Origin of the sequence: Allobosea sp. AAP35 (genome assembly GCF_001295925.1) — a bacterium.
In the GTDB taxonomy this organism is placed as follows: domain Bacteria; phylum Pseudomonadota; class Alphaproteobacteria; order Rhizobiales; family Beijerinckiaceae; genus Allobosea.
The window spans coordinates 52,118-74,305 of sequence record NZ_LJHQ01000017.1 but is presented as its reverse complement, the minus strand read 5'-3'; the positions used below and the strand labels follow the sequence as shown (position 1 = coordinate 74,305).

Annotated in this window: 22 protein-coding genes; 16 read left to right on the top strand and 6 right to left on the bottom strand. The window is 65.4% G+C overall.

The genetic code is table 11. From position 1 onward, the window contains the following. Positions 1 to 10 precede the first annotated feature (10 nt). The 3 genes from IP69_RS06675 (at position 11) to IP69_RS06665 (ending at position 2,869) form a co-directional block, all read left to right on the top strand. On the top strand, positions 11 to 844 hold the full coding sequence (locus IP69_RS06675; protein ID WP_197279709.1) for a DUF547 domain-containing protein: 834 nt from the start codon (positions 11 to 13) through the stop codon (positions 842 to 844). 190 nt (positions 845 to 1,034) lie between these two features. Further along, positions 1,035 to 1,739 carry a TIGR04282 family arsenosugar biosynthesis glycosyltransferase gene (locus IP69_RS06670; RefSeq protein WP_156323327.1) on the top strand — a complete coding sequence of 235 codons (705 nt, stop codon included), beginning with the start codon at positions 1,035 to 1,037 and terminating at the stop codon, positions 1,737 to 1,739. Continuing rightward, a complete protein-coding gene (locus IP69_RS06665; RefSeq protein WP_054142030.1) occupies positions 1,736 to 2,869 on the top strand; it encodes an FAD-dependent oxidoreductase in 1,134 nt (377 codons plus the stop codon). The genes IP69_RS06670 and IP69_RS06665 overlap by 4 nt, the downstream gene beginning before the upstream one ends. Before the next feature lie 76 nt (positions 2,870 to 2,945). On the opposite strand, the gene IP69_RS06660 is transcribed toward IP69_RS06665, so the two are convergent. Next, positions 2,946 to 3,581, bottom strand: coding sequence for a DUF1109 domain-containing protein (locus IP69_RS06660; protein ID WP_054142029.1), 636 nt, complete (start codon positions 3,579 to 3,581; stop codon positions 2,946 to 2,948). Beyond that, a complete protein-coding gene (locus IP69_RS06655) occupies positions 3,571 to 4,137 on the bottom strand; it encodes a sigma-70 family RNA polymerase sigma factor (RefSeq protein WP_248306745.1) in 567 nt (188 codons plus the stop codon). The genes IP69_RS06660 and IP69_RS06655 overlap by 11 nt, the downstream gene beginning before the upstream one ends. 229 nt (positions 4,138 to 4,366) lie before the next feature. Here IP69_RS06655 and IP69_RS06650 point away from each other — a divergent pair, with 229 nt between their 5' ends. Together IP69_RS06650 and IP69_RS06645 are read left to right on the top strand one after the other, a co-directional pair. Further along, positions 4,367 to 5,314, top strand: coding sequence for a radical SAM protein (locus IP69_RS06650; RefSeq protein WP_248306744.1), 948 nt, complete (start codon positions 4,367 to 4,369; stop codon positions 5,312 to 5,314). Between the two features lie 31 nt (positions 5,315 to 5,345). Next, positions 5,346 to 5,798, top strand: a complete 453-nt coding sequence (locus IP69_RS06645; RefSeq protein ID WP_082359042.1) for a DUF302 domain-containing protein — start codon at positions 5,346 to 5,348, stop codon at positions 5,796 to 5,798. Positions 5,799 to 6,678: 880 nt separating this feature from the next. Here IP69_RS06645 and IP69_RS06640 read toward each other — a convergent pair. Further along, positions 6,679 to 7,575: a LysR family transcriptional regulator gene (locus tag IP69_RS06640; RefSeq protein WP_082359041.1), complete on the bottom strand. Its 897-nt coding sequence runs from the start codon at positions 7,573 to 7,575 to the stop codon at positions 6,679 to 6,681. Positions 7,576 to 7,680: 105 nt separating this feature from the next. Between IP69_RS06640 and IP69_RS06635 the strand changes: the two genes are divergently transcribed. The 7 genes from IP69_RS06635 (at position 7,681) to IP69_RS06605 (ending at position 14,114) form a co-directional block, all read left to right on the top strand. Then, positions 7,681 to 8,805: an ABC transporter ATP-binding protein gene (locus IP69_RS06635; protein WP_054142025.1), complete on the top strand. Its 1,125-nt coding sequence runs from the start codon at positions 7,681 to 7,683 to the stop codon at positions 8,803 to 8,805. Then, positions 8,802 to 9,734, top strand: a complete 933-nt coding sequence (locus IP69_RS06630; RefSeq protein WP_054142024.1) for a sugar ABC transporter permease — start codon at positions 8,802 to 8,804, stop codon at positions 9,732 to 9,734. Before IP69_RS06635 ends, IP69_RS06630 begins: the two co-directional genes overlap by 4 nt. Then, the gene (locus IP69_RS06625; protein ID WP_054142023.1) at positions 9,731 to 10,579 is read left to right on the top strand and encodes a carbohydrate ABC transporter permease; all 849 of its coding nucleotides are present in this window, start codon (positions 9,731 to 9,733) and stop codon (positions 10,577 to 10,579) included. Before IP69_RS06630 ends, IP69_RS06625 begins: the two co-directional genes overlap by 4 nt. 61 nt (positions 10,580 to 10,640) lie before the next feature. Further along, positions 10,641 to 11,912 (top strand): ABC transporter substrate-binding protein, encoded by a 1,272-nt coding sequence (locus IP69_RS06620; RefSeq protein ID WP_054142022.1) that lies wholly within the window; start codon positions 10,641 to 10,643, stop codon positions 11,910 to 11,912. A 79-nt stretch (positions 11,913 to 11,991) separates the two neighbouring features. Then, the gene (locus IP69_RS06615; protein ID WP_197279707.1) at positions 11,992 to 12,849 is read left to right on the top strand and encodes a phosphodiesterase; all 858 of its coding nucleotides are present in this window, start codon (positions 11,992 to 11,994) and stop codon (positions 12,847 to 12,849) included. After that, positions 12,846 to 13,622, top strand: a complete 777-nt coding sequence (locus IP69_RS06610) for an HAD-IA family hydrolase (RefSeq protein WP_054142021.1) — start codon at positions 12,846 to 12,848, stop codon at positions 13,620 to 13,622. Before IP69_RS06615 ends, IP69_RS06610 begins: the two co-directional genes overlap by 4 nt. A 126-nt stretch (positions 13,623 to 13,748) precedes the next feature. Continuing rightward, a complete protein-coding gene (locus IP69_RS06605; RefSeq protein WP_054142020.1) occupies positions 13,749 to 14,114 on the top strand; it encodes a hypothetical protein in 366 nt (121 codons plus the stop codon). Between the two features lie 260 nt (positions 14,115 to 14,374). Here IP69_RS06605 and IP69_RS21765 read toward each other — a convergent pair whose 3' ends face one another. The 3 genes from IP69_RS21765 to IP69_RS21760 all read right to left on the bottom strand — a co-directional run bounded on the left by IP69_RS21765 (position 14,375) and on the right by IP69_RS21760 (position 17,931). Continuing rightward, positions 14,375 to 14,515: a hypothetical protein gene (locus IP69_RS21765; protein ID WP_156323326.1), complete on the bottom strand. Its 141-nt coding sequence runs from the start codon at positions 14,513 to 14,515 to the stop codon at positions 14,375 to 14,377. A 126-nt stretch (positions 14,516 to 14,641) separates the two neighbouring features. Beyond that, positions 14,642 to 17,494: a cation-translocating P-type ATPase gene (locus IP69_RS06600; RefSeq protein ID WP_054142072.1), complete on the bottom strand. Its 2,853-nt coding sequence runs from the start codon at positions 17,492 to 17,494 to the stop codon at positions 14,642 to 14,644. An 89-nt stretch (positions 17,495 to 17,583) separates the two neighbouring features. Beyond that, entirely contained in the window at positions 17,584 to 17,931 is a 348-nt protein-coding gene (locus IP69_RS21760) for a hypothetical protein (protein WP_156323325.1), read from the bottom strand. 367 nt (positions 17,932 to 18,298) lie between these two features. On the opposite strand from IP69_RS21760, the gene IP69_RS06590 reads away from it, so the two are divergent. From IP69_RS06590 to IP69_RS06575, 4 genes are all read left to right on the top strand, one after another. Next, entirely contained in the window at positions 18,299 to 18,835 is a 537-nt protein-coding gene (locus tag IP69_RS06590; protein WP_054142018.1) for a DUF992 domain-containing protein, read from the top strand. A gap of 174 nt (positions 18,836 to 19,009) precedes the next feature. Then, the gene (locus IP69_RS06585) at positions 19,010 to 20,233 is read left to right on the top strand and encodes an efflux RND transporter periplasmic adaptor subunit (RefSeq protein WP_054142017.1); all 1,224 of its coding nucleotides are present in this window, start codon (positions 19,010 to 19,012) and stop codon (positions 20,231 to 20,233) included. Beyond that, positions 20,230 to 21,459: an FtsX-like permease family protein gene (locus tag IP69_RS06580; RefSeq protein ID WP_054142016.1), complete on the top strand. Its 1,230-nt coding sequence runs from the start codon at positions 20,230 to 20,232 to the stop codon at positions 21,457 to 21,459. Before IP69_RS06585 ends, IP69_RS06580 begins: the two co-directional genes overlap by 4 nt. Further along, positions 21,452 to 22,174 (top strand): ABC transporter ATP-binding protein, encoded by a 723-nt coding sequence (locus IP69_RS06575; RefSeq protein WP_054142015.1) that lies wholly within the window; start codon positions 21,452 to 21,454, stop codon positions 22,172 to 22,174. Before IP69_RS06580 ends, IP69_RS06575 begins: the two co-directional genes overlap by 8 nt. The last annotated feature ends 14 nt before the right edge of the window (positions 22,175 to 22,188 follow it).

Genomic DNA, 22,188 nt, shown 5'->3' with positions numbered 1-22,188 from the left:
GAGAGCCATGATGACCGATGCCATCCGATCTCACGGGCTGACCCGGCGCGCCACGCTCGGCCTCGGCCTCATGGTCCTCACAGGCCCGGTATGGGCCCAGGCGGGGGACGCCGACGCCGCGTATGACCGGCTCCTGAAGCGCTATGTCAGCGCCAGCCCTGACGGGGTCAACCGCGTCAACTATGCCGGCTGGCGGGCCAATTCGGCCGACCGCACCGCACTGGACGGCTACATCACGGAGCTTTCGCGGCTGAAGCCCTCCGCCATGGCCCGGGCCGAAGCCTTCGCCTTCTGGGGCAACCTCTACAATGCGGTGACGCTGAAGGTCATCCTCGACCGCTACCCGGTCGCCTCGATCCGCGACATCAAGAGCGACAACTGGCTCGATCCGAAAGCCTATACGGGGCCCTGGCGCCAGCCGCGCGTAGCCGTGGAGGGCCGGCGGCTGTCGCTCGACGAGATCGAGCACGAGATCATGCGTCCGACCTTCAAGGATCCGCGGGTGCACTACATCGTCAACTGCGCCTCCTATGGCTGCCCGAACCTGATGAACCGGGTCTGGCGGGCCGCGACGCTGGAGGCCGATCTGGACGCCGCGGCGCGCGCCTTCGTCAACCATCCGCGCGGCGTCACGGTGCTTGCCGATGGCGCGCTGCGGGTCTCGTCGATCTACAAATGGTTCATCGCGGATTTTGGCGGCAATGACGCCGGGCTGATCGCGCATTTCCGCCAATATGCCGAGCCGGCGCTGGCCCAGCGCCTCACCGGCTCGTCGCGGATCGCCGACGACGACTATGACTGGTCGTTGAACAGGCTCCGCCCCGTCCCGGCGCCGCGCGGCTGAGCCCACTGATGACGGACCGGTCCATGACGCAACGCCAGAACCTGAGACGGCGAAATCCCTGTCGATTATCGGCGCCGGATCAGGGTTTCCAAGGTTTCGGGAACGCTCGGCGGCGCGGTCAGGGCGGGGGCAAGATTCTCTGGGTCATTGGCCGCGAGACCCTGCGCCCGACGCGCCGGGAGACGCCGTGATGCTGAGCGAGGCGCCGATCGGCTTCGGCCTGATGTGCAAGCCGCCACGCCCCGGGGCGGCCAAGACCCGGCTGGCCGCGGCCATTGGCCCCGACAGGGCGGCGCGCCTGGCGCACGCCTTCCTCGAGGATTGCGCCGCCGCCGCCGTCGCGGCGGCCCACCTGCAGCGGCTCGACCGCGCGGCGTTTTTTCGCCCGACCGACGCCGCGTCCGAGATCGGTGCGATCCTCGGGCCAGGATGGCCCCTGGAGTTTGCCGACGCCGGCGATCTCGGTGCGACGATGCACGATGTCCTCGCACGGCTGCTGCAGCGCTGCCCCGGTGGCGCGATCATCATGGGCGCGGATGTTCCGCTGATCACCGGCGAGGTCATCGCCGCCTCCGCGCGCCGCCTTCGCGAGGGCGATGAGCGCCAGATCGTGCTCATTCCGAGCGTCGATGGCGGCTATTGCCTGATCGGCCTGCGCTCGCTGGAGGCGGCAGCCTCCCTCTTCGCATCGATGCCATGGAGCACGTCGGGCGTGCTGCGCGAGACGCTGAGCCGCGCCGACGCCGTTGGTCTGACCGTGCAGATGCTGCCGCCGCAACGCGACATCGACGAGGCCGCCGATCTCGACTGGCTGCGCGCCAGCCTGGCGAGCGACGGCGAAGCGGCGGCGTTCACCCGCGCCGCGCTGGCCGGCATGGCGGAGGCGCGGCCATGACCGGCCACCGGCTCGTTCTGGTCGGCGGGGGGCATGCCCATGTGCAGGTGATCCGCGCGCTGGCGCAACGACCCGAGCCCGGCATGGCGATCACGCTGGTGACCGATCGGTTGCTGACGCCCTATTCGGGCATGCTGCCCGGTCATGTGGCCGGGCTCTACAGCCATGCCGAGATGCATATCGATCTCGGCCGGCTGGCCGAGGTCTGCGGCGTGACGCTGGTCCGGTCCGCCGCGGCCGCGATCGATCGCACCCGGCGGACGCTGACCACGGAGGACGGTGACAGCCTCCCCTACGATACGCTTTCGCTCAATGTCGGCATCACGCCCGATCTGTCGGGCATCGTCGGCGCCGAGCAGCACAGCATTCCGGTCAAGCCCATCAGCAGCTTCCTTTCGCGTCTGGACACGCTTCTGGAGGCGGCCGCCAGGCCTGACGGCCCGCGTCGCATCGTCCTGGTCGGCGGGGGCGCAGCCGGGGTGGAGCTTGCGCTGGCGTTGAAGGCGCGGCTGAAGGGGCTCGATCCGATGGGCCGGCCGTTCTGGATCGGCCTTGCCGCGAGCAACGGTCTCGTCGCCACGCTCAATGACGGCGTGCGCCGGCGGGCCAGAGCCGCACTGGCCGGTCATGGCGTGACCTTGCTGGACGATTTCCGCGTCGTCGAGATCAATGCGCAAGGTCTGCGGGCGCAGGACAAGCGCTTCGTCACAGCCGATGCGGTGCTCGTGTCCACTGCGGCGCGTGCTCCGTCCTGGCTGGCCACGACCGGGCTTCCCACAGACCGTCATGGTTTCGTACAGACGACGCGGTCTTTGACCTGCATCGACGATCCCGCGGTCTTCGCTGTCGGTGACTGCGCGACCGTGGCCGAGGATCCGACGCCGAAGGCTGGTGTCTTCGCCGTCCGGCAGGGTGCGGCGCTCACCGGCAACCTGCGCCGCAGGGCGCGCGGCGAGGCGCTGGCGCCACATCGGCCGGACCGGAACTATCTGACGATCCTGATGACGGGCGACGGGTCCGCCATCGCCGGCCGTGGCGGCTGGTTTGCGGTCGAAGGCCGGTGGGTCTGGCGCTGGAAGGACTGGATCGACAGACGCTTCATGCAGCGCTTTTCAACGTTCCGGCGCTGACCCTCGCCGGAGCATCGCTCCCGCCGCGCCGTCATGTCCGGCTCCGTGGCAAGGGTCGAGACAGCAGGACTGCGCATCACCACCGGAGCAGGGCGCGGCCGAGCGCCGCGCCCGCCAGGCCGACGATCAGGGCGGCGAGGCTGTACCAGGTCGCGATGAAGAGCGGGCTGTCCTCGTTGCAGAACAGGCCGTAGGCGAGGATGGCGAGGCCGGCGGAGGCGAGGCCCGCCAGCGCGCCCGCGGCCACGGGCTCGGTCGTGGCCCCGCGCCGGAGCGCCGTAAGGCAGGCGATCAGCGGCAGGGCCGCCAGAGACGGGACGAGCGTGAGGCAGGTCACGATACCCTTGCCGAAGAGCCGCGCCCACCAGGCGTCGAGACCGTGGCGCAGAAGATCGGTTGCCACGACGAGGCCGAGGAACGCTGCGACGGCGAGGAGCCATTTCGAGGCTATCGAAGCCTGCACCTCCGGCCGCGAGAGATCGAGCGCGCCCGCGATGGCCGTCAGGGCGATCAGCGCGCCGAGCATCAGCTTCAACAGGGTCGGCGCCAGGCCCGCCGCAACGAGATCGGGGCGCACGCCCATGATCACAAGGAAGCCGGCGCCTGCGAGCGTGGCCGCGGCCGGCCACCAGCGCAGCAGGATCGTGCTGACGGGCTTCGGCTGGTTCGGCAGATCCTGGACCAGCACGTCGATGATGTCGTCAGTCCGCATCGGCTCTCCCCTTGAAGGTCCGGCCCAGCTGTTTCAAGGCCCGATGCAGCGCGACCCGCACCGCTCCCTCGCTCATGCCGAGTTGACCGCCGACCTCCGCGGCGCTCCGCCCGGCGAGCGACACCTGCTCCACGATCTGACGCTTGCGCCCATCGAGTGCCGACAGCATGCGCTGCACATCGAGTTGGCTCTCGCCGCCGCCGTCAGGCGCGGCGAGGGTCTCGACGGCGTCGTCGAGATCGACCTCGCCGCGCGCGCCCATGCGGCGCAGGAGGTCGATCGTCTTGTGACGCGTCACAGCATTCAGCCAGGGCGTCAGCGGCATCGACCGGTCCCAGGTCGCGCGCTTCAGATGCACGGCGAGAAGCGTCTCCTGAACGATGTCCTCGACCTCCGCCTGTCCGCGTCCCGAGCGCGCCAGAACATGCCGCACCCTCCCGCGCACATGCGGAACAAGGGCGGCCAACAACGCTTTGTAGGCGATCTGATCGCCATCGAGCGCCAGTCGCATCAGGCGGCTCCATTCGTCTTCGCGTTCTGGCTTGCGTTCGTGCACGCCGCATCCATTCATTCGGGCCGGGCTGCTGTTTCGTTACAAGCGGCTGCGCCAAGCCGCAAAGCAGCTTTGCGTGATCCGGGCGTGTGGGGCCGGGCGAGCCGGTCGGCCAGCTTTCTGCCCCTGCCGATGCGCTGCGCGCCGAGCGTCACGACAAAAAGTTCGGGACCGACGTAACGAAGTGGTCGCCTCGCGCGTATCTGCACATGAATACCGTCGGAGCCCAGATGTGAACGCGCCAACCTTCATGCCGGCCAAGTTTGTCGATCCTGTGCGGACCGCCAAGGGCGAGCGTCGCGCGAGCGTCGATCTCAAGCGGTTGGAGACGCTCTGGTTCAATACGGGCACGCTGTGCAACATCACCTGCCAGAACTGTTACATCGAGAGCTCCCCCAGCAACGACCGGCTGGTCTACCTCTCGCTCGCCGATGTCACGACCTATCTCGATGAAGTGCGGGCCGAGCGGCTGCCGGTCCGGATGATCGGCTTCACCGGCGGCGAGCCGTTCATGAACCGCGACATGATCGCGATCCTGACGGAGACGCTGGAGCGCGGGTTCGAGACGCTCGTGCTCACCAATGCGATGCGGCCGATGATGCGGCACCAGGAGCAGCTCAGGCGGCTGCGCGAGGCCCATGGCGGGTTGCTGCGCTTTCGCGTGTCCCTCGACAGCCATCATGCCGCCATCCACGACGCGGAGCGGGGCGCGCGCTCCTTTGCCAAGGCGATGGAGGGCTTGCGCTTCCTGTCACGGGAAGGATTCCAGATCGAGATCGCCGGTCGGCATCTGGATGGAGAGCCGGAGGCGGTCGCACGCGCAGGTTATCGCGAGCTGTTCGATCGCGAGGCGATCGCGGTCGACTGCGACGACCCGGTCCAGCTGGTGATCTTTCCGGAGATGACCCCCGACGGCAATCCGCCGGAGATCACCGAGGCGTGCTGGGGCATCCTCGACAAAAGCCCGGACGACGTCATGTGCGCGACATCGCGCATGGTCGTGCGGCGCAAGGGCGCCGATGCGCCGGCGGTCGTCGCCTGCACCCTGATCGCCTATGACGAGCGGTTCGAGCTTGGCCGCACGCTGAAGCAGGCGGATGTCCCGGTTCCGCTGAACCATCGCTCTTGCGCCACGTTCTGTGTCCTTGGCGGCGCGGCCTGCGGCGTGAAGAAGTCCTGATCCCCCAAACCTCGCAGCCGGAGTTCACCAGATGACACGCGCATTGGCCATGAGTCTCGCCGCCCTGCTGCTGACGAGCGCGACGGCGCTGTCCCAGAACCTTGCTACGGTCGAGAGCCGGTTTGCCGTGAAGGAGACCTCGGACCGACTGGCGGCCGAACTCGAGAAGCGCGGCATCCGCATCGCCGCGCGGATCGACCACGCCGCCGCAGCCAAGGCCGCCGGGCTCGAGATGCCGCCGACCGAGGTCATCATGTTCGGCAATCCGCGCCTCGGCACGCCGTTGATGCTGGCCCAGCCATCGGTCGCGATCGAACTACCGATGAAGATGCTGGTCTGGCAGGACGGGAGCGGGAAGGTCATGATCGGCTATACGCCGCCATCGGCGTTGAAGGAGCGTTATCGGATCACCGGACAGGACGAGCCGCTGACCGCAATGGCCGGCGCGCTCGCCGGCCTCGCCAAAGCCGCCAGCGGTCAGTGATCGACTGCGGTTGCGGTTGCGGATCCGGAGACCGGAATCTCCATTCGAGGGCGGGGCGCTCCCGCCCTGGGCGAGTTCAATAGGCTCTCGCTTTCCACCCAGCCCACCCCTCGGCTACCGGGTCCCCGGCCTAAGCGGCTTCGCCAAACCGAACCTTCCGAGCGCGAGCAGGGAACTGCAACTCCCGTGGCTCGGGCATGTAGCGACGCCTGACAGGCACACCGGAAGCGGCTCCATAGAACGACATAAGCGGTTCGGTGCTTGCTGAATGCCCAACACCAGACTCTTTCAGGGGCCGGAAGCGGTCCTTGGACTCGCGCGCGCTCTTTGTGCGCAGCGACACGTAGACCTTGTCGGTGACGGTCACGGTGACCGATTTGCCGTCGATCGGCAGAGTCACGGGATGGCCGCGCGCGACCTCCCGGAACTCGTTCGGAACCCGAACGTTGAGGTATTAGGATCCCGACTTGGTAGTGAAGGGACGGGGCATCGCAAGGGCCATGTGTGAGACCGCTCTGTGAAAGCGGATACCCGATAAGCCCTTACAAAACCGTATCTCTTTGTCCTGCTGAGGAAAAAAGAGTGGTGCCCAGGAGAGGACTCGGGCCTCCATAATAGGCTGTTAAGCATTGATATTAAACGGTTTTTTGGTGTTCGCGAGGGGTTGGTGTCAAAGGGAGGTGCCAAGCCCTATCGGGCGACCTTGATAGCATGATCACGCGTCAAATCCAACGGGAAGGGCCTGGCCAGCCTGCCTTTCCAGCGCCCTATGAAGCGCAAGGCTAGAGGTTCGGGAATGAGCCTTTTTGAGAGGCAATATCAGCTTGCAGCAGATTCAAATTCGGCAATCGCTGCCACAAAAGGCCACTACCGTTTTGCCTCATTCGCCGTGTCCGCCTGCGAATTCGTCGGCGAGGTCGAATAGCGCGGAAATGGTCCGTCGACGGCGGTGTTGCGTGAGGCAGAAGATGTCTTCCTGATACCGCTCATGGAGCTCGGCCACGGGCACGCGGACGATGCCGTCGCGCCGGTTGGTCGCCTGTTCGAAGATGAAGCCGACCCCAAGCCCCTGCGCGACGGCCTCGATCAGGGCTTCTCGTGATCCGAGGGTCATGAGCGGATCGACGGTCAGGTCATGCCGCGTCAACGCCCGCTCCAGCTTCTGCTGCGTCAGCGAAGGCGGCGGACGGAAGATCACCGCATGGCCGACGATATCAGCCAGCCTGACGGGGCGATCAAGCCGCGCCAGAGGGTGCCCCGGGGCGACGATGGCGACGATGCGCTGGGACGCAAACGAGGCCGATGCGATGTCGCTGTCGCCTGGGGCTTCCGTGGCGATCGCGACGTCATAGCGACGCTCGCGGATCGCCGCCGTCACCTCGCCCCAATTGCCGAAGGACGTGACGATGCGGATGCCGGGATGTCGCCGGTGATAGGCCGCGATCAAGGACATGGCCGGATTGGGGGCACCCACCATGATCGAGATTTCGCCGATTTCGAGGGTCCTTGAAGCCGTCAGGATTTCGGTTGCGACCTCCTCGATCGTGTTGAGCCCATCCGTCTCGGCATAGAGCCTTCGCGCGAGGGGCGTCGGCCGCATTCCCGACCCCGTCCGTTCGAACAGCAGGACGTCATGCTGGCTTTCCAAGAGACGTAGCTGCGCCGTGATCGCGGGCTGGGTGAGGCCGAGGCGCGCCGCCGCGCGCGAGATCGACCCTTCGCGGAAAACCGCGTTGAAAGCCCGCAACTGCACCCAACTCGGTGAACGTTCCGCCATTTCCGCTCACTCCCGCGCTGACAATGCATATAAACAAAATTTATATCATGTCGTGATAGATACAAAATTTGATTTTACCAGCCTTCCCAACACGGGAAAGCGCGCATGTCACGTATCGAGATCGATGGAATAACAAAGAGCTTCGGGCGCAGGCCTGTGCTGAAGGGAATCGACCTCGCCATCGCCCAGGGCGAATTCATGGCGCTGGTCGGGCCCTCCGGCTGCGGCAAGTCCACGCTGCTGCGCATCATCGCGGGGCTGGAGCGCGAAGAAGCAGGCTCGATCCTCCTGGCCGGCAAGGCGGTCGACCACCTGCCGGCCCGCGACCGCGACCTCGCCATGGTCTTCCAGTCCTACGCGCTTTATCCGCATCTGACCGTCGCTGAAAACATCGCCGTGCCTCTCACCATGCGGCGTTTGACGACGGCCGAGCGCCTACCGGTTTTTGGGCGGCTGTCGTCTCGATCTCGGGCCGTACGGCGGGAGATCGACGTCGAAGTGGCCCAGGCCTGCGCGATGCTCGGCATCGGCGACCTGGTCGACCGCAAGCCCGGCCAATTGTCCGGCGGTCAGCGTCAGCGCGTGGCGCTCGGCCGGGCGATGGTGCGCGCACCCAAGGCCTTTCTGATGGACGAGCCTCTGTCGAACCTGGACGCCAAGCTGCGCGTCGAGATGCGCAGCGAAATCGCGCGGCTTCACCGTAGGCTCGAGACGACCTTCGTCTACGTCACGCATGACCAGGCCGAGGCCATGACGATGGCGGACCGCATCGCGGTCATGATGGACGGGCAGCTGATCCAGGTCGGATCCCCCGAGGAGATTTATGCCGATCCGTCCGATCTGCGCGTCGCGGAGTTCATCGGCAGCCCGAAGATCAATGTCGCCGGAGCGGATGCGGCGCGGGCCCTGGCCGCTCGCCTCGACGATCCAGCCATGGCGCTGGTGCCGGGGCTGCGCCTCGCCTTCCGGGCCGAGGCGGCCACATTGGTCGATCCCTCCGAAGGTGGCCTCGTCGGCGTGGTCGTGCATCTGGAGAATCTCGGAGCCGACCTCCACGTCCATCTGGCGATCGAAGGACAGGCGGAGCCGATTATCGTGCGGCGCGATCCCCATGCACCCCGCCTGCGTCTGGATGAACGCTGCGGCATCGTGGTCCCGCCCGAACGCCTCCTGGCCTTTGACGGAGCGGGTTCGAGGCTTCGCGCAGCGCAGATAAGGAGGGCGGCATGACGAATGCGGTCCTCACCACAGGCGCGAGCACGCTTCCATCGACCGGCAAACGGCGCAGGCCGCATGAAGAGGTCGCCTCCTGGTTGCTCGTCGCGCCGGCGGCATCCCTCATCCTGCTCTTGCTCATCGCGCCACTCGCCGCCGTGCTCGGGCTCTCCTTTACCGACTACCAATTGGGGGCCAGGGCGTGGAGCTATGTCGGGGGGGCCAATTACGCGGCTCTGGCGAACGATCCCGTCTTCTGGCGCTCGGTCGGCAATACGGCAACCTATGCGGCCATCGTCGTTCTGGGATCGACCGGGCTCGGCCTGGGCGTGGCACTGATGCTGGGCCGGTCGAGCTTTCTGACGCAGGTCTGGAGAACCGTGTTCTTCCTGCCGGTCATGGGCTCGCTGATCGCCATGGCGATCGTCTGGGAGTTTATGCTCCATCCGACATTCGGCCTCATCAACGCCGCGCTGGGCCTTTTCGGTGTCGCGCCGGTCAACTGGCTGCAGAATGGCGACACCGCGCTCGGCGTGCTCGCGGTCATCGGCATCTGGCAGCAGTTCGGCTTCAATATGGTCCTGTTTCTCGCAGGGCTCTCCGCCATCCCGCAATCGCTGCATGACGCGGCCGAGATGGATGGCGCCGCGCTGGCCTGGGACCGCTTCCAGCTCGTTACCTGGCCGCTGCTCGCCCCCGTGACGCTGTTTGTCGTGGTGATCTCGACAATCCGGTCCTTCCAGGTCTTCGACACCGTCCATGCGCTGACCAAGGGCGGCCCCAACAAGGCGACGGAGGTGCTGCTCTACACGATGTATGCCGAGGGCTTCGAATTCTTCCGCACCGGCTACGCGGCCGCGATCGCCGTCGTCTTCGTCATGGCCATGCTGTTGCTGACGCTGGCCAAGGTTTTCATCGCCGAGAAGAGGATTCACAGCCAATGACCGCCCGCCACTCCAAGAGGCGGCGGTCGGTGCTCGGCCCCGTCCTGCGCCACGCGACGCTTCTCGTGCTCGCCGCCCTGACGTTGCTTCCCTTCCTTTGGATGGTCTCGACCTCGCTCAAGGGGCCTGACGAGATCCTGGTGGCCGACATTCACTGGTGGCCGCGCAACTTCTCGGCAGCCGAAAACTATGGCGCGGCTTTCCGGATGGCGCCGCTCGGCCGCTATCTTCTGAACGGGGCCCTCGTCACCGCAACGATCCTGGTACTCCAGCTCGTGGTTGCGCTGCCTGCGGCTTTCGCCCTGGCGAAATCCGAGTTCCGGGGACGCAAGGCGTTGTTTGCGATCGTGCTGTTCGGGCTTCTGGTGCCCTACCACGTCATCGCGGTGCCGCTCTTTGTGAGCCTGCATGCCGTTGGTCTGCTCGATACATACGCCGCACTGGTCACGCCGTTCTCGATCTCGGTTTTCGGCATCTTCCTGATGCGGCAGTTCTTTCTCAGCGTGCCGAGCGACCTCGTTGATGCGGCCCGGATGGATGGGATGTCCGAATTTGCCATTGTCTGGCGGGTCATGGCGCCGGCCGCTTTGCCAGCGATCTCATCCTTCGCGGTCTTTTCGGTGGTCGCTCATTGGAACGACTATTTCTGGCCGCTGATCGCGGTGTCGAGCGACGCCCTGTTCACGCCGCCGCTCGGGGTCGTCGCGTTCCGAAACGACGATGCCGGCACCCATTATGGCCCCCTGATGGCAGCGGCGACGATCATCGTCCTGCCGCTGGTCGCCGCCTTCCTGCTTGCCCAACGCCGCTTCATCGAAGGCATCGCCTTCACCGGCATCAAGTGACCTTCACCCCGATCCGCCGTGGGCGCGGCGGTCGATTTCCCCTCGAGAACTGGATCCTTCAATGCTTGCGAAACACTCATGCCGGGCGCTCGCCCTGGCTCTCGCCTTCACGCTCCCGGCCGCGGCTCAGCCCGTGACCGAGATCGTCGTCCAATATCCTTACGGCGACGTCTTCAAGGAGACCCATAACCGCCTCGTCGAGGAGTTCGCCAAGACCCATCCGGGGATCAAGGTCAGCTTCCGCGCGCCTTACAAGGATTATGAGGACGCCACGCAGCGCATCCTGCGCGAAGCGGTCACGGGCACGACGCCGGACATCACCTTCCAGGGCCTGAACCGCGTCCGCGCCCTTGCCGACAAGCAGGTCGCCGCCCCTCTCGACGATTTCATCAAGGCCGAGACGGATTTCGAGGCACAGGGCTTCCACAAGGCCATGCGGGACGCCGGCTCGATCGGCGGCAAAGTCTATGGCCTGCCTTTCGCCGTGTCGCTGCCGATCGCCTATTTCAACCTGGATCTCGTCAAGGCCGCTGGAGGCGACCCCGCCGCGCTGCCGACCAGTTGGGACGGCGTCATTAGCCTGGCCGCGAAGATCCAGGGCCTGCGTCCCGGCGTCCACGGCATCGCAGCCGAGTGGCCGATCTCCGGCAACTGGCTCTTCCAGGCGCTGGTCTTCGAAAACGGCGGCAACATGATGGATGCTGGCGAGACAAAGGTGGCATTCGATGACGAGGCCGGACGCAAGGCGATCGGCACGCTCGCCCGCCTGGTGACCGAGACGAAGACGCCCAACATCTCCGGCAACGACATGCGGACCGCCTTTGCGGCCGGGCAGGTCGGTGTGCTGCTGACGACGACGGCCTATGTGAACGCCTTTACCCGCCAGATCGGCGACCGGTTCACCATGAAGACGTCGCTCTTTCCGGGCCTGACGCAGGGCCTGTCCCGCCTGCCGGCCGGCGGCAATGTAATGATGATCACGGCAGCCTCGGCCGAAAAGCGCAAGGCGGCCTGGGAAGTGGTCAAGTACTGGACCGGTCCGCGAGGCGGCGCCGCCATGGTCGAGACCACCGGCTATATGGCCCCCAACGCGAAAGCCGCCGACCATCTGGCCGATTTCTACAAGCGCAACCCCAACCAGTACACCGCGCTCGCCCAGTTGCCCTATCTGACGAACTGGTATGCCTTCCCCGGCGACAATGGCCTGAAGATTACCGATGTGATCAAGGATCATCTCCAGTCGGTGATGGACGGCAAGCGCACCGCGCAGGCCAACGAGGTCCTCACCGAAATGGCCCGCGACACCCAGGCGCTCCTGCCCGCCGGCAAGTGACCTCCTGACCGCATCGGATCCGGCGGATACGTCCGCCGGACCTTTCGCTCTTGCCCCCGCTTTGATGGAAATGCCGTCCGTGATCAAGATCGTCCATGTCAGCGACACCCATGTCGTGGCTGCCCCTCACACGCTCTATGGCCTCGATCCGCGCGATCGTCTCGCACGCGCCATCGCCGATATCGCTCTTCGCCATGACGATGCGGCGCTGTGCGTGGTGACGGGCGATCTCGCGCATTGGGGTGAGCGGAGCGCCTATGCGGCCTTTGCCGGCATCTGGGAAACGTGCCCGGTGCCGACCGTCCTGATGATCGGCAATCACGACGACCGGGAGGCGTTCAAGGAGGTCATCTCACCCGCGATGGTTGATGCCGATGGCTTCGTCCAAGGCCAACGTCTCCTCGGCGATCTCACCTGCCTCTTTCTTGATACCGCCTCGACCGGCAGCCATGCCGGGGCCTATTGCGAGCGCAGGCGTGCCTCGCTCGCACAGGCGCTTGGCGAGGCGCCGGGCGATGTCCTGATCTTCATGCACCACCCGCCCTTCGCAGTCGGCGTCGCGGCCATGGACGCGATCGCTCTGGCCGATGCCGAGGCTTTCGCGGCTGTCGTGGCGCCGCATCGCGAGCGCATCCGGCACTTGTTCTTCGGCCATCTGCACCGGCCGATCTCCGGAAGCTGGCGCGGCATTCCGTTTTCGTGCACGCGTGGGCTCAACCACCAACTCTCGCTGGACGGACAGTTGCGCATCGAGGGAAGCGAGGACGGCGGCGACATCGTCGGCAACCGCGAACCGCCCGGCTACAATGTCGCTCTGATCGCGGAGGATCGTATCGTCGTCCATGCGGTTGCGTTTCTCGACCAAGGCGCGCGCTTTTCGCTGACCGCCGAGGAAACGGCGGGAAGAAGCTACGCTCTTGGCATGAGCGCCGAATGATCACCCCCCTCGTGGCGACACGTGGCGACTCGCTGGCGACCGCAAGGGCACAGCTCGATCGAGCCAAGCTCGTTCTCTGTGATGTCGATGGCTGCCTCGTCGAGAGCGACGCGCTGTGCCCGGGCGCCGCCGCGTTTGTAGCCCAACATGGCGAACGGTTGCGGCTCGTCACCAACAACTCGACAATGACTGCGGCCGCATTCTCGACCTATCTCGACACGCTCGGTCTCGAAGTGCCGGCTGCGCGCTGTTTTTTGGCTGGCGAAGTGGCACTTGCCCATGTCCGCGATCATCATCCCAACACGACGATTCTCATTGCTGCCTCGCCCGCGATCCGACAGCGCGCCGAGGCATTGGGGCTGCATTTGGCCGGTTCCAAACCTGACGTCGTCGTCCTGTGCAACGATCCGACGCTCGACATCGAGCGGCTCCAACAGATCGTCACGGCCGCGCATAGCGGCGCCCCGGTCATCGTCGCCAATCCCGATCGCTGGCGTCCGGATCGCGGCGGGGCACCTCTGATCGAGACCGGCACGATCCTGGCGGCACTGCGCGCTGCCGTAACCAATGCAAACATCACGATTGTCGGAAAGCCGTCGCGGGAGATGTTCCATCGCGCGCTGGAAGACGTCGCTCCCGCAGACGCCGTGATGATCGGCGACAACCGCGAGACCGATATCATCGGAGCGGAGACCTTGGGGATCGCCGCGATCCACATCGGCCGCAGCCGCGAGGCCATCGCCGCGCATCTGCTTGATCTCATGACATGGTAAATCTGGAAGGTTTTGAACTTGCCGCCAACCCGCCATGCGTAGTTTCCGTGGCTAGCGTGCCGCGGGCTTCGGCCTAGCTTCGGGCAAAGCCGCCCTCGTCCTGGGTCGGCGCACCGGAGCAAGCCTATGCGAACCCTGATCATCACCGCCATCCTGGCCACTGGGCTGGCGGGCTGCCAGACGCTCGAGCAGTCGCAGGCCAATGCCGACGTCGTTTGCCAGCAATCCGGCTTTCGCCCAACGACCCGGTCCTACCAAAACTGCGTCGCAGCCAATATCCGGCAGGACCGGCGGCAGTCCGATGCGGCCACAGGGGTGGTCGTGGCAGGTGCGACGGCGGGCCTCATCGGGGCTGCGCTCGTCGCCGACAGCAGATCCTCGCGCTACTATGACAGAGGCTATTATGGTCGCGGCTACGGCGGCCGAGGCTACAACAGAAACTACTACGGAGGGCGCGGCTATCGCCGCGGCTGCGGTGCATGGGGCTGCTGACGGATTCTCGACGGCGCCATCGCAACATCTCGACCATGCCCGCCAGATCCGATCTTGGGTGCGATGGTGCCGCGTCATGCCGAGTTTCTCTTGCGTAAGCTGCGCCGGCAGATACCAAGCCTCGACCATCTCGGATGAAATTGGCTCATGCGTCGTCCTCCCCAACGGTGAGCATGCCTCATTCAGACTTCGGTCTCCAAGGTCAGACCGGCTTCAGCTCCTTCCGGACCTGGGCTTCGCTGCGCAATTCCTCCGCTGCGTCACTGGTCGCCGCGCGCCGTCTCGCCGGCCAGCAGACGCTTGCCAGCGAGCAGAAATTGCTCCGACCAGCCGCAAATCATCGACAGGAACATGCTCTCGCACCGACGCGGCGCGGTGCTGCTCTCCTCGCTGCGCATCATTTCCAGCACGCTTGAGATATTCCGCGCTTCCGTTTCGCATGGGCTAGCCCGGTGCGATGAGGTGCGATTGGCTGCCGGTTTTACGGCCTTCCACCCGAGCACGGCGTGGGGCTGTCGTGAACGCCGTCACGTTGCAATCGCCGGTCCCGCGCTCGCCGCTCTGCGTTCCCCACTCGCTCGCGCACGCGACACCAACTTGCTCGCCTCGCGCAGCCAAAGCACGGAACTCGCCACCACGGTGCAGAGGCCCAGATCACCTGCCGTGAGCGGGGAGGTCGAGAACGCCTGCTGGAGCCACGGCAAGTAAAGCACGGCACCATGCATCGACAGCGACAACCCGATCGCCGCCCAGAGCCAGCGGTTCTCGAACAGCCCGCTGAATGCGCTGCGGACATCGGAACGCGCGTTCAGGACATTGAAAAGCTGGAACAGCGTCAGCGTCGTGAAGGCCATGGTCTGGGCATAGACAAGCGATCCCGTGCCCTCGATCATTCCACCGGGGAGAGCAGCGTCGAGAACCAGCAGCGTCCCGGCCGCCATGATGACGCCGACATAGGCGATGCCCATCCACATAGTCGCTGTGATGACGCCTTCATCGCGTCGCCTCGGCAGCCTCGTCATCGTATCGGGAGCGGCCGGATCCACTGCGAGCGCCAAAGCCGGCGCACCATCAGTGACGAGATTGATCCAAAGGATCTGGATCGCGAGCAGCGGCAATACGATTTGGCCGGGACCATGATCGCTTAATCCGATCACATTGGCCAACAGCACGCCGAAAAACATCGTCAGGACTTCGCCGAGGTTCGACGACAGGAGATAGCGCAGGAACTTGCGGATATTGTCGAAGATTGCACGTCCCTCTTCGACGGCTGCAACGATCGACGCGAAATTATCGTCGGAAAGCACGATATCGGCGGCCTCTTTCGAGACGTCGGTGCCGGTGATCCCCATCGCGACGCCGATATCGGCAGCTTTCAGCGCCGGGGCGTCGTTGACGCCATCACCCGTCATCGCGACGGTCGCGCCATCGCGTTGCAAGGCCCTCACGATCCGCAGCTTGTGCTCCGGATTGACGCGCGCATAGACGGAGACTTTGCTAACGGTCTGCTGCAGCACCTCATCCGACATTGTCGCCAGTTCGATGCCGGTCACGACCTGACCGTCGCTGGCGATACCGATTTCGGCCGCGATCGCGCTGGCGGTCGCAGCGTGATCTCCGGTGATCATCAAAGGACGAATGCCGGCCCGCTGCGCACGGATGACAGCCGTTTTCGCCTCGGGCCGCGGCGGATCGATCATGCCGATCAGGCCGAGAAAAACGAGGTCTGTCTCGATGCGTTCGTCAAAGCCGGCGTCGTCGTCAGACCGCGTGTGCGCCAGTGCCCGGGAGGCAACCGCCAGCGTCCTCAAGGAAGCACTGGCCAGTTCGGCGTTGCTGTCGAGAATGGCCGCGCGGCGCGCGGCGCTGAGTGGGCGCGCCTCGCCACCGACCTGTTCATGCGAGCACCGCGCCAACACCACGCCCGGCGCACCCTTGACCGAAACCAGGATGGCATCCGGCGTTTCCAAATCGCGATGGACGGTGCTCATGAGCTTGCGTTGCGAGGAGAACGGCACCTCCGCGATCCGCTCAAAGCGTGGGTCGTCTTCGACGTCCGCCAGACCCGTTTTGCGCGCGGCGACGAGCAAGGCCCCTTCGGTCGGGTCGCCATAGACTGTCCAATGCCCGTCCTGCTCTCGCACGACGGCGTTGCTGGCCCGCTGCGCTGCGGTCAGCGCGGCCATAGCCTCCAGCAGGAGCGCGCCCTCGATCGCCCCTCCGCCCTCGCGCTTCAGTTCGCCCCTGGGCGCATACCCCGCACCGCTGATCTCGATGATGCCGGCTTTCGTCACGATGCGCCGCACCGTCATCTCGTTCTTCGTCAGCGTCCCGGTCTTGTCCGAGGCGATCACGGTCGCAGAGCCGAGCGTCTCGACGGCGGCCAGGTGACGCACGATCGCATTGCGCCTGGCCAGACGCTGGACGCCCAGAGCCAGTGACGCCGTCACCACCGCAGGCAAACCTTCGGGCACGCCCGCCACCGCCAGCGCAACGCCGAGGATGAACACGTCGAACACCGCTTTTGCGTCGCGAACGTCCTGGGTGACCAGAATCGTGGCGATCATCGCCACGGCGATCGCGACAACGATCAGGCCGAGCTGCTTGCCGAGGCGATCGAGCTCGCGCTGAAGCGGTGTCGCCTCCTTGGATGTGGCCTTCAGCATCTCGGAGATGCGACCGAGTTCCGTGTGCTTACCCGTCGCGGTCACCACCGCCCGACCACGGCCATAGCTCGCAGACGTGCCGCTGAAGACCATGTTGCCGCGATCGCCCAGCGCCACGTCCTGCGCGATCACAGCGGTGTTTTTTGCAACGGGCAGGCTCTCACCCGTCAAGGGCGCTTCGGCCATGCGCAGCGACACGGATTCGATCAGGCGCGCATCGGCAGAAACGAGATCGCCCTCTTCGATGAGGATGACATCGCCCGCGACGAGGCCGGCGGCGGCGATGCTGTTGCGCGCCCCGTCCCGGATGACGGTGGCTGTCGCAGCCGACATCCGGCGTAAGGCCAGGACGGCTTGCTCGGCCCGTGATTGCTGGGCGAACCCCATCACCGCGTTGAGCAGGACGATAGCGAGAATGGCCAGCCCTTCATAGGGCAGCGCCGTTGCGCGCTCGACAAACCACAGCCCGGCCGAGATCAGAGCCGCGACCAAAAGCAGGATGACCAGGACATCGCTGAACTGGGCAAGAAATCGCTGCCAGGCCGGAACGACAGGTTCGGCCTCGAGCGTGTTCGGGCCGTCACGGGCGAGGCGTATCGACGCCTCTTCTTCCGTCAACCCAAGCTGCGAATGCGTTTCGAGCTGCCCGACGACGTAGTCTGCCGATCGGCGGTAGGCGTCGATCTCGCCATCGGAATTATGCACGATGCTCATCTGATCCATCTGGCGCTCGCGGGAGCCGGCCCGCTCCGACAGGGTCGTGGTCGATCGCGTCTGACGGTGCGGGCTGGCGAGCGGCGCAGTCACCACGTCGTCATCGCCGGATCGAAACGGCGCAGTCCCGCCAGGACGAGAGCGCGGGTTTCAGTTCTCGCGCCGCGGCAATCGATACGTCGCCCGCCGATCTTTGCGGCGTCTTGCTTCAACGGCTCGCGCGAAACGGCGGCACTTGCATCGGCCGTCATAGCGTCGGAGGGGTCGTTCATGCGCTCTGCGATCCTCGCCAGCAGCGTTGCATCGGGCATCTCGCGCCAAATGCCGGTGCCGCATTCGGGTCGCTGTTGAATTGCAGCAGGATGTCGTTGAAGCGGCATGGTTCTCATCCACGCGAAATTGACGTGGCCCATCCGCGCAAACGTCGCTTCGCTCATGATGCGAAGCGTCTTTTCGATCGAACAGGTTCGGAAAATACTCAGAGTGGCCTCGTTTCGATCAATGGGCTTGCAGATCGACGTCGCTCGCGTCGCCTGATCCGGCAACGCCGCGCCGCGATGGCGACGGACTAGCAGGCGCCGCCCGTTAGGCTGTCCTCGATCGGCCCGCGCGACGATCTCCGCCGCCCTTTGCGGAGATCGATGACGAGCGGCTGACGCGGGCGCAGTGACAGCGGGGCGCCAGCATGGGCTGCGGGGGCTTGGACCCGGTCGAAATCGCGAACTGAGTGATTTCCGACGGTGCTCGCGATCTGACGCAAGCGGTGAAGAGCCGCCATGACCATTGCGAAGGGCTAGCAGCACCATGACGAACACGATCCGCCTCCTCGGATTGGCCGCGATCGTCGCCGTCGCGCCGTCCGCAGCGTCTGCAGCGCCAGTCGTTCGCGCAGGCGAACTCATCTGCAACGTTGCAGGCGGCACGGGCATGATCCTGACATCGGAAAAGGCCATGACCTGTCGTTATGACGCGCTGGGCGGGCGCGTCGAGTTCTACACCGGCACGATCCGGAAGTTCGGGCTCGATATCGGCACGACGACCAAGGGCGGCATGGTCTGGGCTGTGGTCGAGCCCGCTCTGCGGCCCGGTGGCCTCAACGGCACCTATGCCGGGGTCAGCGCCGAGGCGACTGTCGGCGTCGGCGGGGGCGCCAGTGTTCTGGTCGGTGGGAACGATGGCGCCGTGACGCTGCAGCCGCTTTCGGTCCAGGGACAGACCGGCGTCAACCTCGCGGTTGGCGTTGCCGCCCTGACATTGACGGAGATTTCGGCGCCTCCCTCGCGGCGCTCTCAGAAGCGCCAGCGCAATCACCGCGCCCGGATGCAGCGTGACCGCAGCTAAGCCGGACATCTGACGAGACGAGCTGGCAGCGGCCTGGCCCGCATTCCAGCTCGCCGCCATCACGCGCGCGTCGTCACGGACGCGTTGCGTAGATTCCGAGCCTGCCGCGAGATGCCGATCCTTCGCTAGGATTAGGTAGAAGCGACCCAACGCAGACGGCCATTTGCAGAACCCATGAAGGTCTCCCGACGCATCGCCCTTTTCGTCGGCGGAGCCATCGCTGTCGCCGCGATCGCAGGCTATGTCGGCATGCCCCTCATTGTCGGAAGCACTGTTCCGGTCGATGCCGTCGTGCGGACCGATTTCGTTCGCAGCATCGTCGCCAGCGGCCATGTCGAGGCGCCATTCCGCATCAGCATCGGCGCGCAGATCACCGGCACGGTGACGCAGATCCCGGTCATTGAAGGCCAGACTGTCAAGGCCGGGGATACCTTGATCATGCTGGACGATCGCGAGGCGAAAGCCGCCGTGGTGCAAGCCGAGGGCGTTCGCGATCAGGCTGTTGCGCGCATCCGCCAGTTACGGGAGCTGACCCTGCCCTCGGCGCGCGAGACCTTGACGCAGGCCAAGGCGACGCTGGTGAATGCGCAGCAGATCCATGCCAGGGCCCTCAAGCTCGTTGAAGATGGCTATGGAGCGCGAACCACGCTCGATGATGCGATCCGCGGGCTCGACATCGCCAGGGCCCAGGTTCGCAACGCCGATCTCCAGGTGTTCACCAATAGTCCAGGCGGCAGCGATGTCGTGATGCAGCAGACCCAGCTCGATCAGGCGAACGCCGCGCTCGGGTCGGCGAGGTCGCGACTGGCCTACACCGTCATCACCACGCCCACGGACGGTATCCTGATCTCGCGGAATGTCGAAACCGGGAATGTGGTCGGGCCTTCGACGGTGCTGATGACCCTGTCGCCGATCGGAGCAAGCCAGATCGTCCTGCAGATCGACGAGAAGAATATCGGGCTGGTCGCACTCGGCCAGCCGGCGATCGCATCGGCCGACGCCTATCCGCGCCAGACCTTTCGAGCCGAAGTCTCATTCATCAATCCGGCCATCGACATCCAGCGCGCCTCCGTCGAGGTCAAACTCAATATGCCGGACGCTCCGGCCTATCTCCGGCAGGACATGACGATATCGGTCGATATCGAGGTCGGCCGACGCGATGCCACGCTCGTCGTGCCGATGGCAGCGCTTCGCGAGTTCGCGACCGGCAAGCCCTGGCTTCTCGTCGCGGTCGATGGGCGCGCGCGCAGGCAAGCCGTCACGGTCGGGTTGATGGGCGCCGGTCGCGCCGAAATCCTCTCCGGCGTCGATGAGGGCGCGCTGATCGTGCCGGCCACGGCAGCGATCGCCGAAGGCGCACGCATCCGTCCCAAACTCAATCCGAAGTCCACGCCATGACCTCATGGTTGCCTTTCGAGTGGATCGCGGCGCTACGCTTCCTGCGGGAGGGCCGGATGCAGACGATCTTCATCCTGACAGCGGTCGCGATCGGCGTGGCGGTCATCGTGTTCATGTCGGCCATGCTCTCGAGCCTGCAGGCCAACTTTCTCAAGCGCGTGTTGACGTCGCAAGCTCATATCCAGCTGGTTCCGCCCGACGAGGTCGCCCGTCCTCAGCGTCTGTCAACGGCCGGCAGCATGGTGGCGGCGACGATCCAGCGGCCGACGCAGCGCACCCGCTCGATCGACCAATGGCAGACTTTCGTCACGATGCTCGCGAGCTGGCCCGGCATCGTGACCGTATCGCCGACCACGAGTGCGTCGGCCCTCGCGATCCGGGGCGCCGCCAGCCGCTCCGTGACGCTGACGGGCATCGAACAGGATCTCTATTTCAGAATCGTTCGGATCCCCGACTATATCGTGTCGGGGACCGCACAGGTTCTGACCGACGACATCCTTGTCGGCACGGATCTGGCCCGCGAACTGGGGGTCACGCTGCGCGACAAGATCATCATCCGCGCGGCTTCGGGCGCGACCCGCACGCTCACGATCACCGGCATTTTCGATCTCGGCAACAAGGGCGCCAATCTCCGCTCGACCTTCGTTGCCCTGCGGACGGCGCAGGCGCTGTCCGACTTGGTCGGCGGCGTCACGACGCTGGATCTCACCGTGACCGATATCTACGCCGCCGAGACCATCGCACGGGCGGTGCAGGCGGCAACCGGCGTCGAAGCCGATAGCTGGATCAAGACCAACGCCCAGTTCTTCACGGCGGTCAAAGCGCAGCAATCCTCGAACACCCTGATCCGGCTGTTCGTGGGATTGTCGGTGGCCTTCGGCATCGCCAGCGTGCTGGTCGTTTCCGTCATCCAGCGCTCGAAGGATATCGGCATTCTGCGTGCCATGGGGTCGTCGCGCGGGCAGATCCTGCGCCTGTTTCTGCTGCAAGGCGGTCTGTTGGGGATATTCGGAGCCATCCTCGGCGCGGGCGTGGGCGGCGCCGGACTTGTGTTCTGGCACTCCTATATGCGCCAGGCTGATGGCAGCGAGATTTTCAGTCTGATATTCGAGCCGAGCCTCTTCATCGGCGCGGTAGTCCTGGCAGGTCTGACCGGTATCGCTGCGGCCGCAATACCGGCGCTAGGTGCGGCCAGGCTCGACCCCGTGGTGGCTATCCGTGGCTGACCCGGAGCCCCTGCTGCGGCTGGAGGGTGTCTGCAAATCCTATGGCATCGGGACGCCGGTCCCCGTCGAGGTTCTCCATGACATCGATCTCACGCTGCAAGCGGGCGAGTTCATCGCACTGACCGGCGCATCCGGCTCCGGCAAGAGCACGATGCTCAACATCATCGGTCTCCTCGACCGTCCGACGGCCGGTCGGCTCATCATCGAAGGTCGCGACACGAGCGCGCTGGACGACACCGACGTCACCAGCCTGCGCGGTCACAGGATCGGTTTCATCTTCCAACATCACTGCTTGATCTCGGCATTCACCGCGCTGGAAAACGTGATGATGCCGATGCTCGTCGACAAGGCCTTTCCCAGCGAGGCGATGCGGGTGCGGGCACACGAACTGCTGGCGAAAGTCGGTCTGACGAAATGGCAGGACAACCTCGCCAACAACATGTCGGGCGGACAGCAACAGCGCGTCGCCATCGCGCGAAGCCTGGCGATGAAACCAGGGCTCATCCTTGCCGACGAGCCGACCGGAAACCTCGACTCCAAATCGGCCGATGACGTCTTCGCGTTGATGCGGGAGGTCAACCAATCGGAAAAAACGACATTCCTGATCGTGACGCATAATCTCGATCTCGCGGCCCGCACCGACCGTATCATCGACATGATCGATGGGCGGATCGTGCAAAGTTCAGCCGAAGCCCAGGCCAATGCAAAAGCCTGATCAGGCATCGAGAT

What these genes read in the sequence shown, in the direction of transcription:
- IP69_RS06675 (WP_197279709.1), top strand. Translation starts at nt 11, where the DNA reads ATGACCGATGCCATCCGATCTCACGGGCTGACCCGGCGCGCCACGCTC.
- IP69_RS06670 (WP_156323327.1), top strand. Translation starts at nt 1,035, where the DNA reads ATGCTGAGCGAGGCGCCGATCGGCTTCGGCCTGATGTGCAAGCCGCCA.
- IP69_RS06665 (WP_054142030.1), top strand. Translation starts at nt 1,736, where the DNA reads ATGACCGGCCACCGGCTCGTTCTGGTCGGCGGGGGGCATGCCCATGTG.
- IP69_RS06660 (WP_054142029.1), bottom strand. Translation starts at nt 3,581, where the DNA reads ATGCGGACTGACGACATCATCGACGTGCTGGTCCAGGATCTGCCGAAC.
- IP69_RS06645 (WP_082359042.1), top strand. Translation starts at nt 5,346, where the DNA reads ATGACACGCGCATTGGCCATGAGTCTCGCCGCCCTGCTGCTGACGAGC.
- IP69_RS06640 (WP_082359041.1), bottom strand. Translation starts at nt 7,575, where the DNA reads ATGGCGGAACGTTCACCGAGTTGGGTGCAGTTGCGGGCTTTCAACGCG.
- IP69_RS06635 (WP_054142025.1), top strand. Translation starts at nt 7,681, where the DNA reads ATGTCACGTATCGAGATCGATGGAATAACAAAGAGCTTCGGGCGCAGG.
- IP69_RS06630 (WP_054142024.1), top strand. Translation starts at nt 8,802, where the DNA reads ATGACGAATGCGGTCCTCACCACAGGCGCGAGCACGCTTCCATCGACC.
- IP69_RS06625 (WP_054142023.1), top strand. Translation starts at nt 9,731, where the DNA reads ATGACCGCCCGCCACTCCAAGAGGCGGCGGTCGGTGCTCGGCCCCGTC.
- IP69_RS06620 (WP_054142022.1), top strand. Translation starts at nt 10,641, where the DNA reads ATGCTTGCGAAACACTCATGCCGGGCGCTCGCCCTGGCTCTCGCCTTC.
- IP69_RS06610 (WP_054142021.1), top strand. Translation starts at nt 12,846, where the DNA reads ATGATCACCCCCCTCGTGGCGACACGTGGCGACTCGCTGGCGACCGCA.
- IP69_RS06605 (WP_054142020.1), top strand. Translation starts at nt 13,749, where the DNA reads ATGCGAACCCTGATCATCACCGCCATCCTGGCCACTGGGCTGGCGGGC.
- IP69_RS21765 (WP_156323326.1), bottom strand. Translation starts at nt 14,515, where the DNA reads ATGATGCGCAGCGAGGAGAGCAGCACCGCGCCGCGTCGGTGCGAGAGC.
- IP69_RS06600 (WP_054142072.1), bottom strand. Translation starts at nt 17,494, where the DNA reads ATGAGCATCGTGCATAATTCCGATGGCGAGATCGACGCCTACCGCCGA.
- IP69_RS21760 (WP_156323325.1), bottom strand. Translation starts at nt 17,931, where the DNA reads ATGAGCGAAGCGACGTTTGCGCGGATGGGCCACGTCAATTTCGCGTGG.
- IP69_RS06590 (WP_054142018.1), top strand. Translation starts at nt 18,299, where the DNA reads ATGACGAACACGATCCGCCTCCTCGGATTGGCCGCGATCGTCGCCGTC.
- IP69_RS06585 (WP_054142017.1), top strand. Translation starts at nt 19,010, where the DNA reads ATGAAGGTCTCCCGACGCATCGCCCTTTTCGTCGGCGGAGCCATCGCT.
- IP69_RS06580 (WP_054142016.1), top strand. Translation starts at nt 20,230, where the DNA reads ATGACCTCATGGTTGCCTTTCGAGTGGATCGCGGCGCTACGCTTCCTG.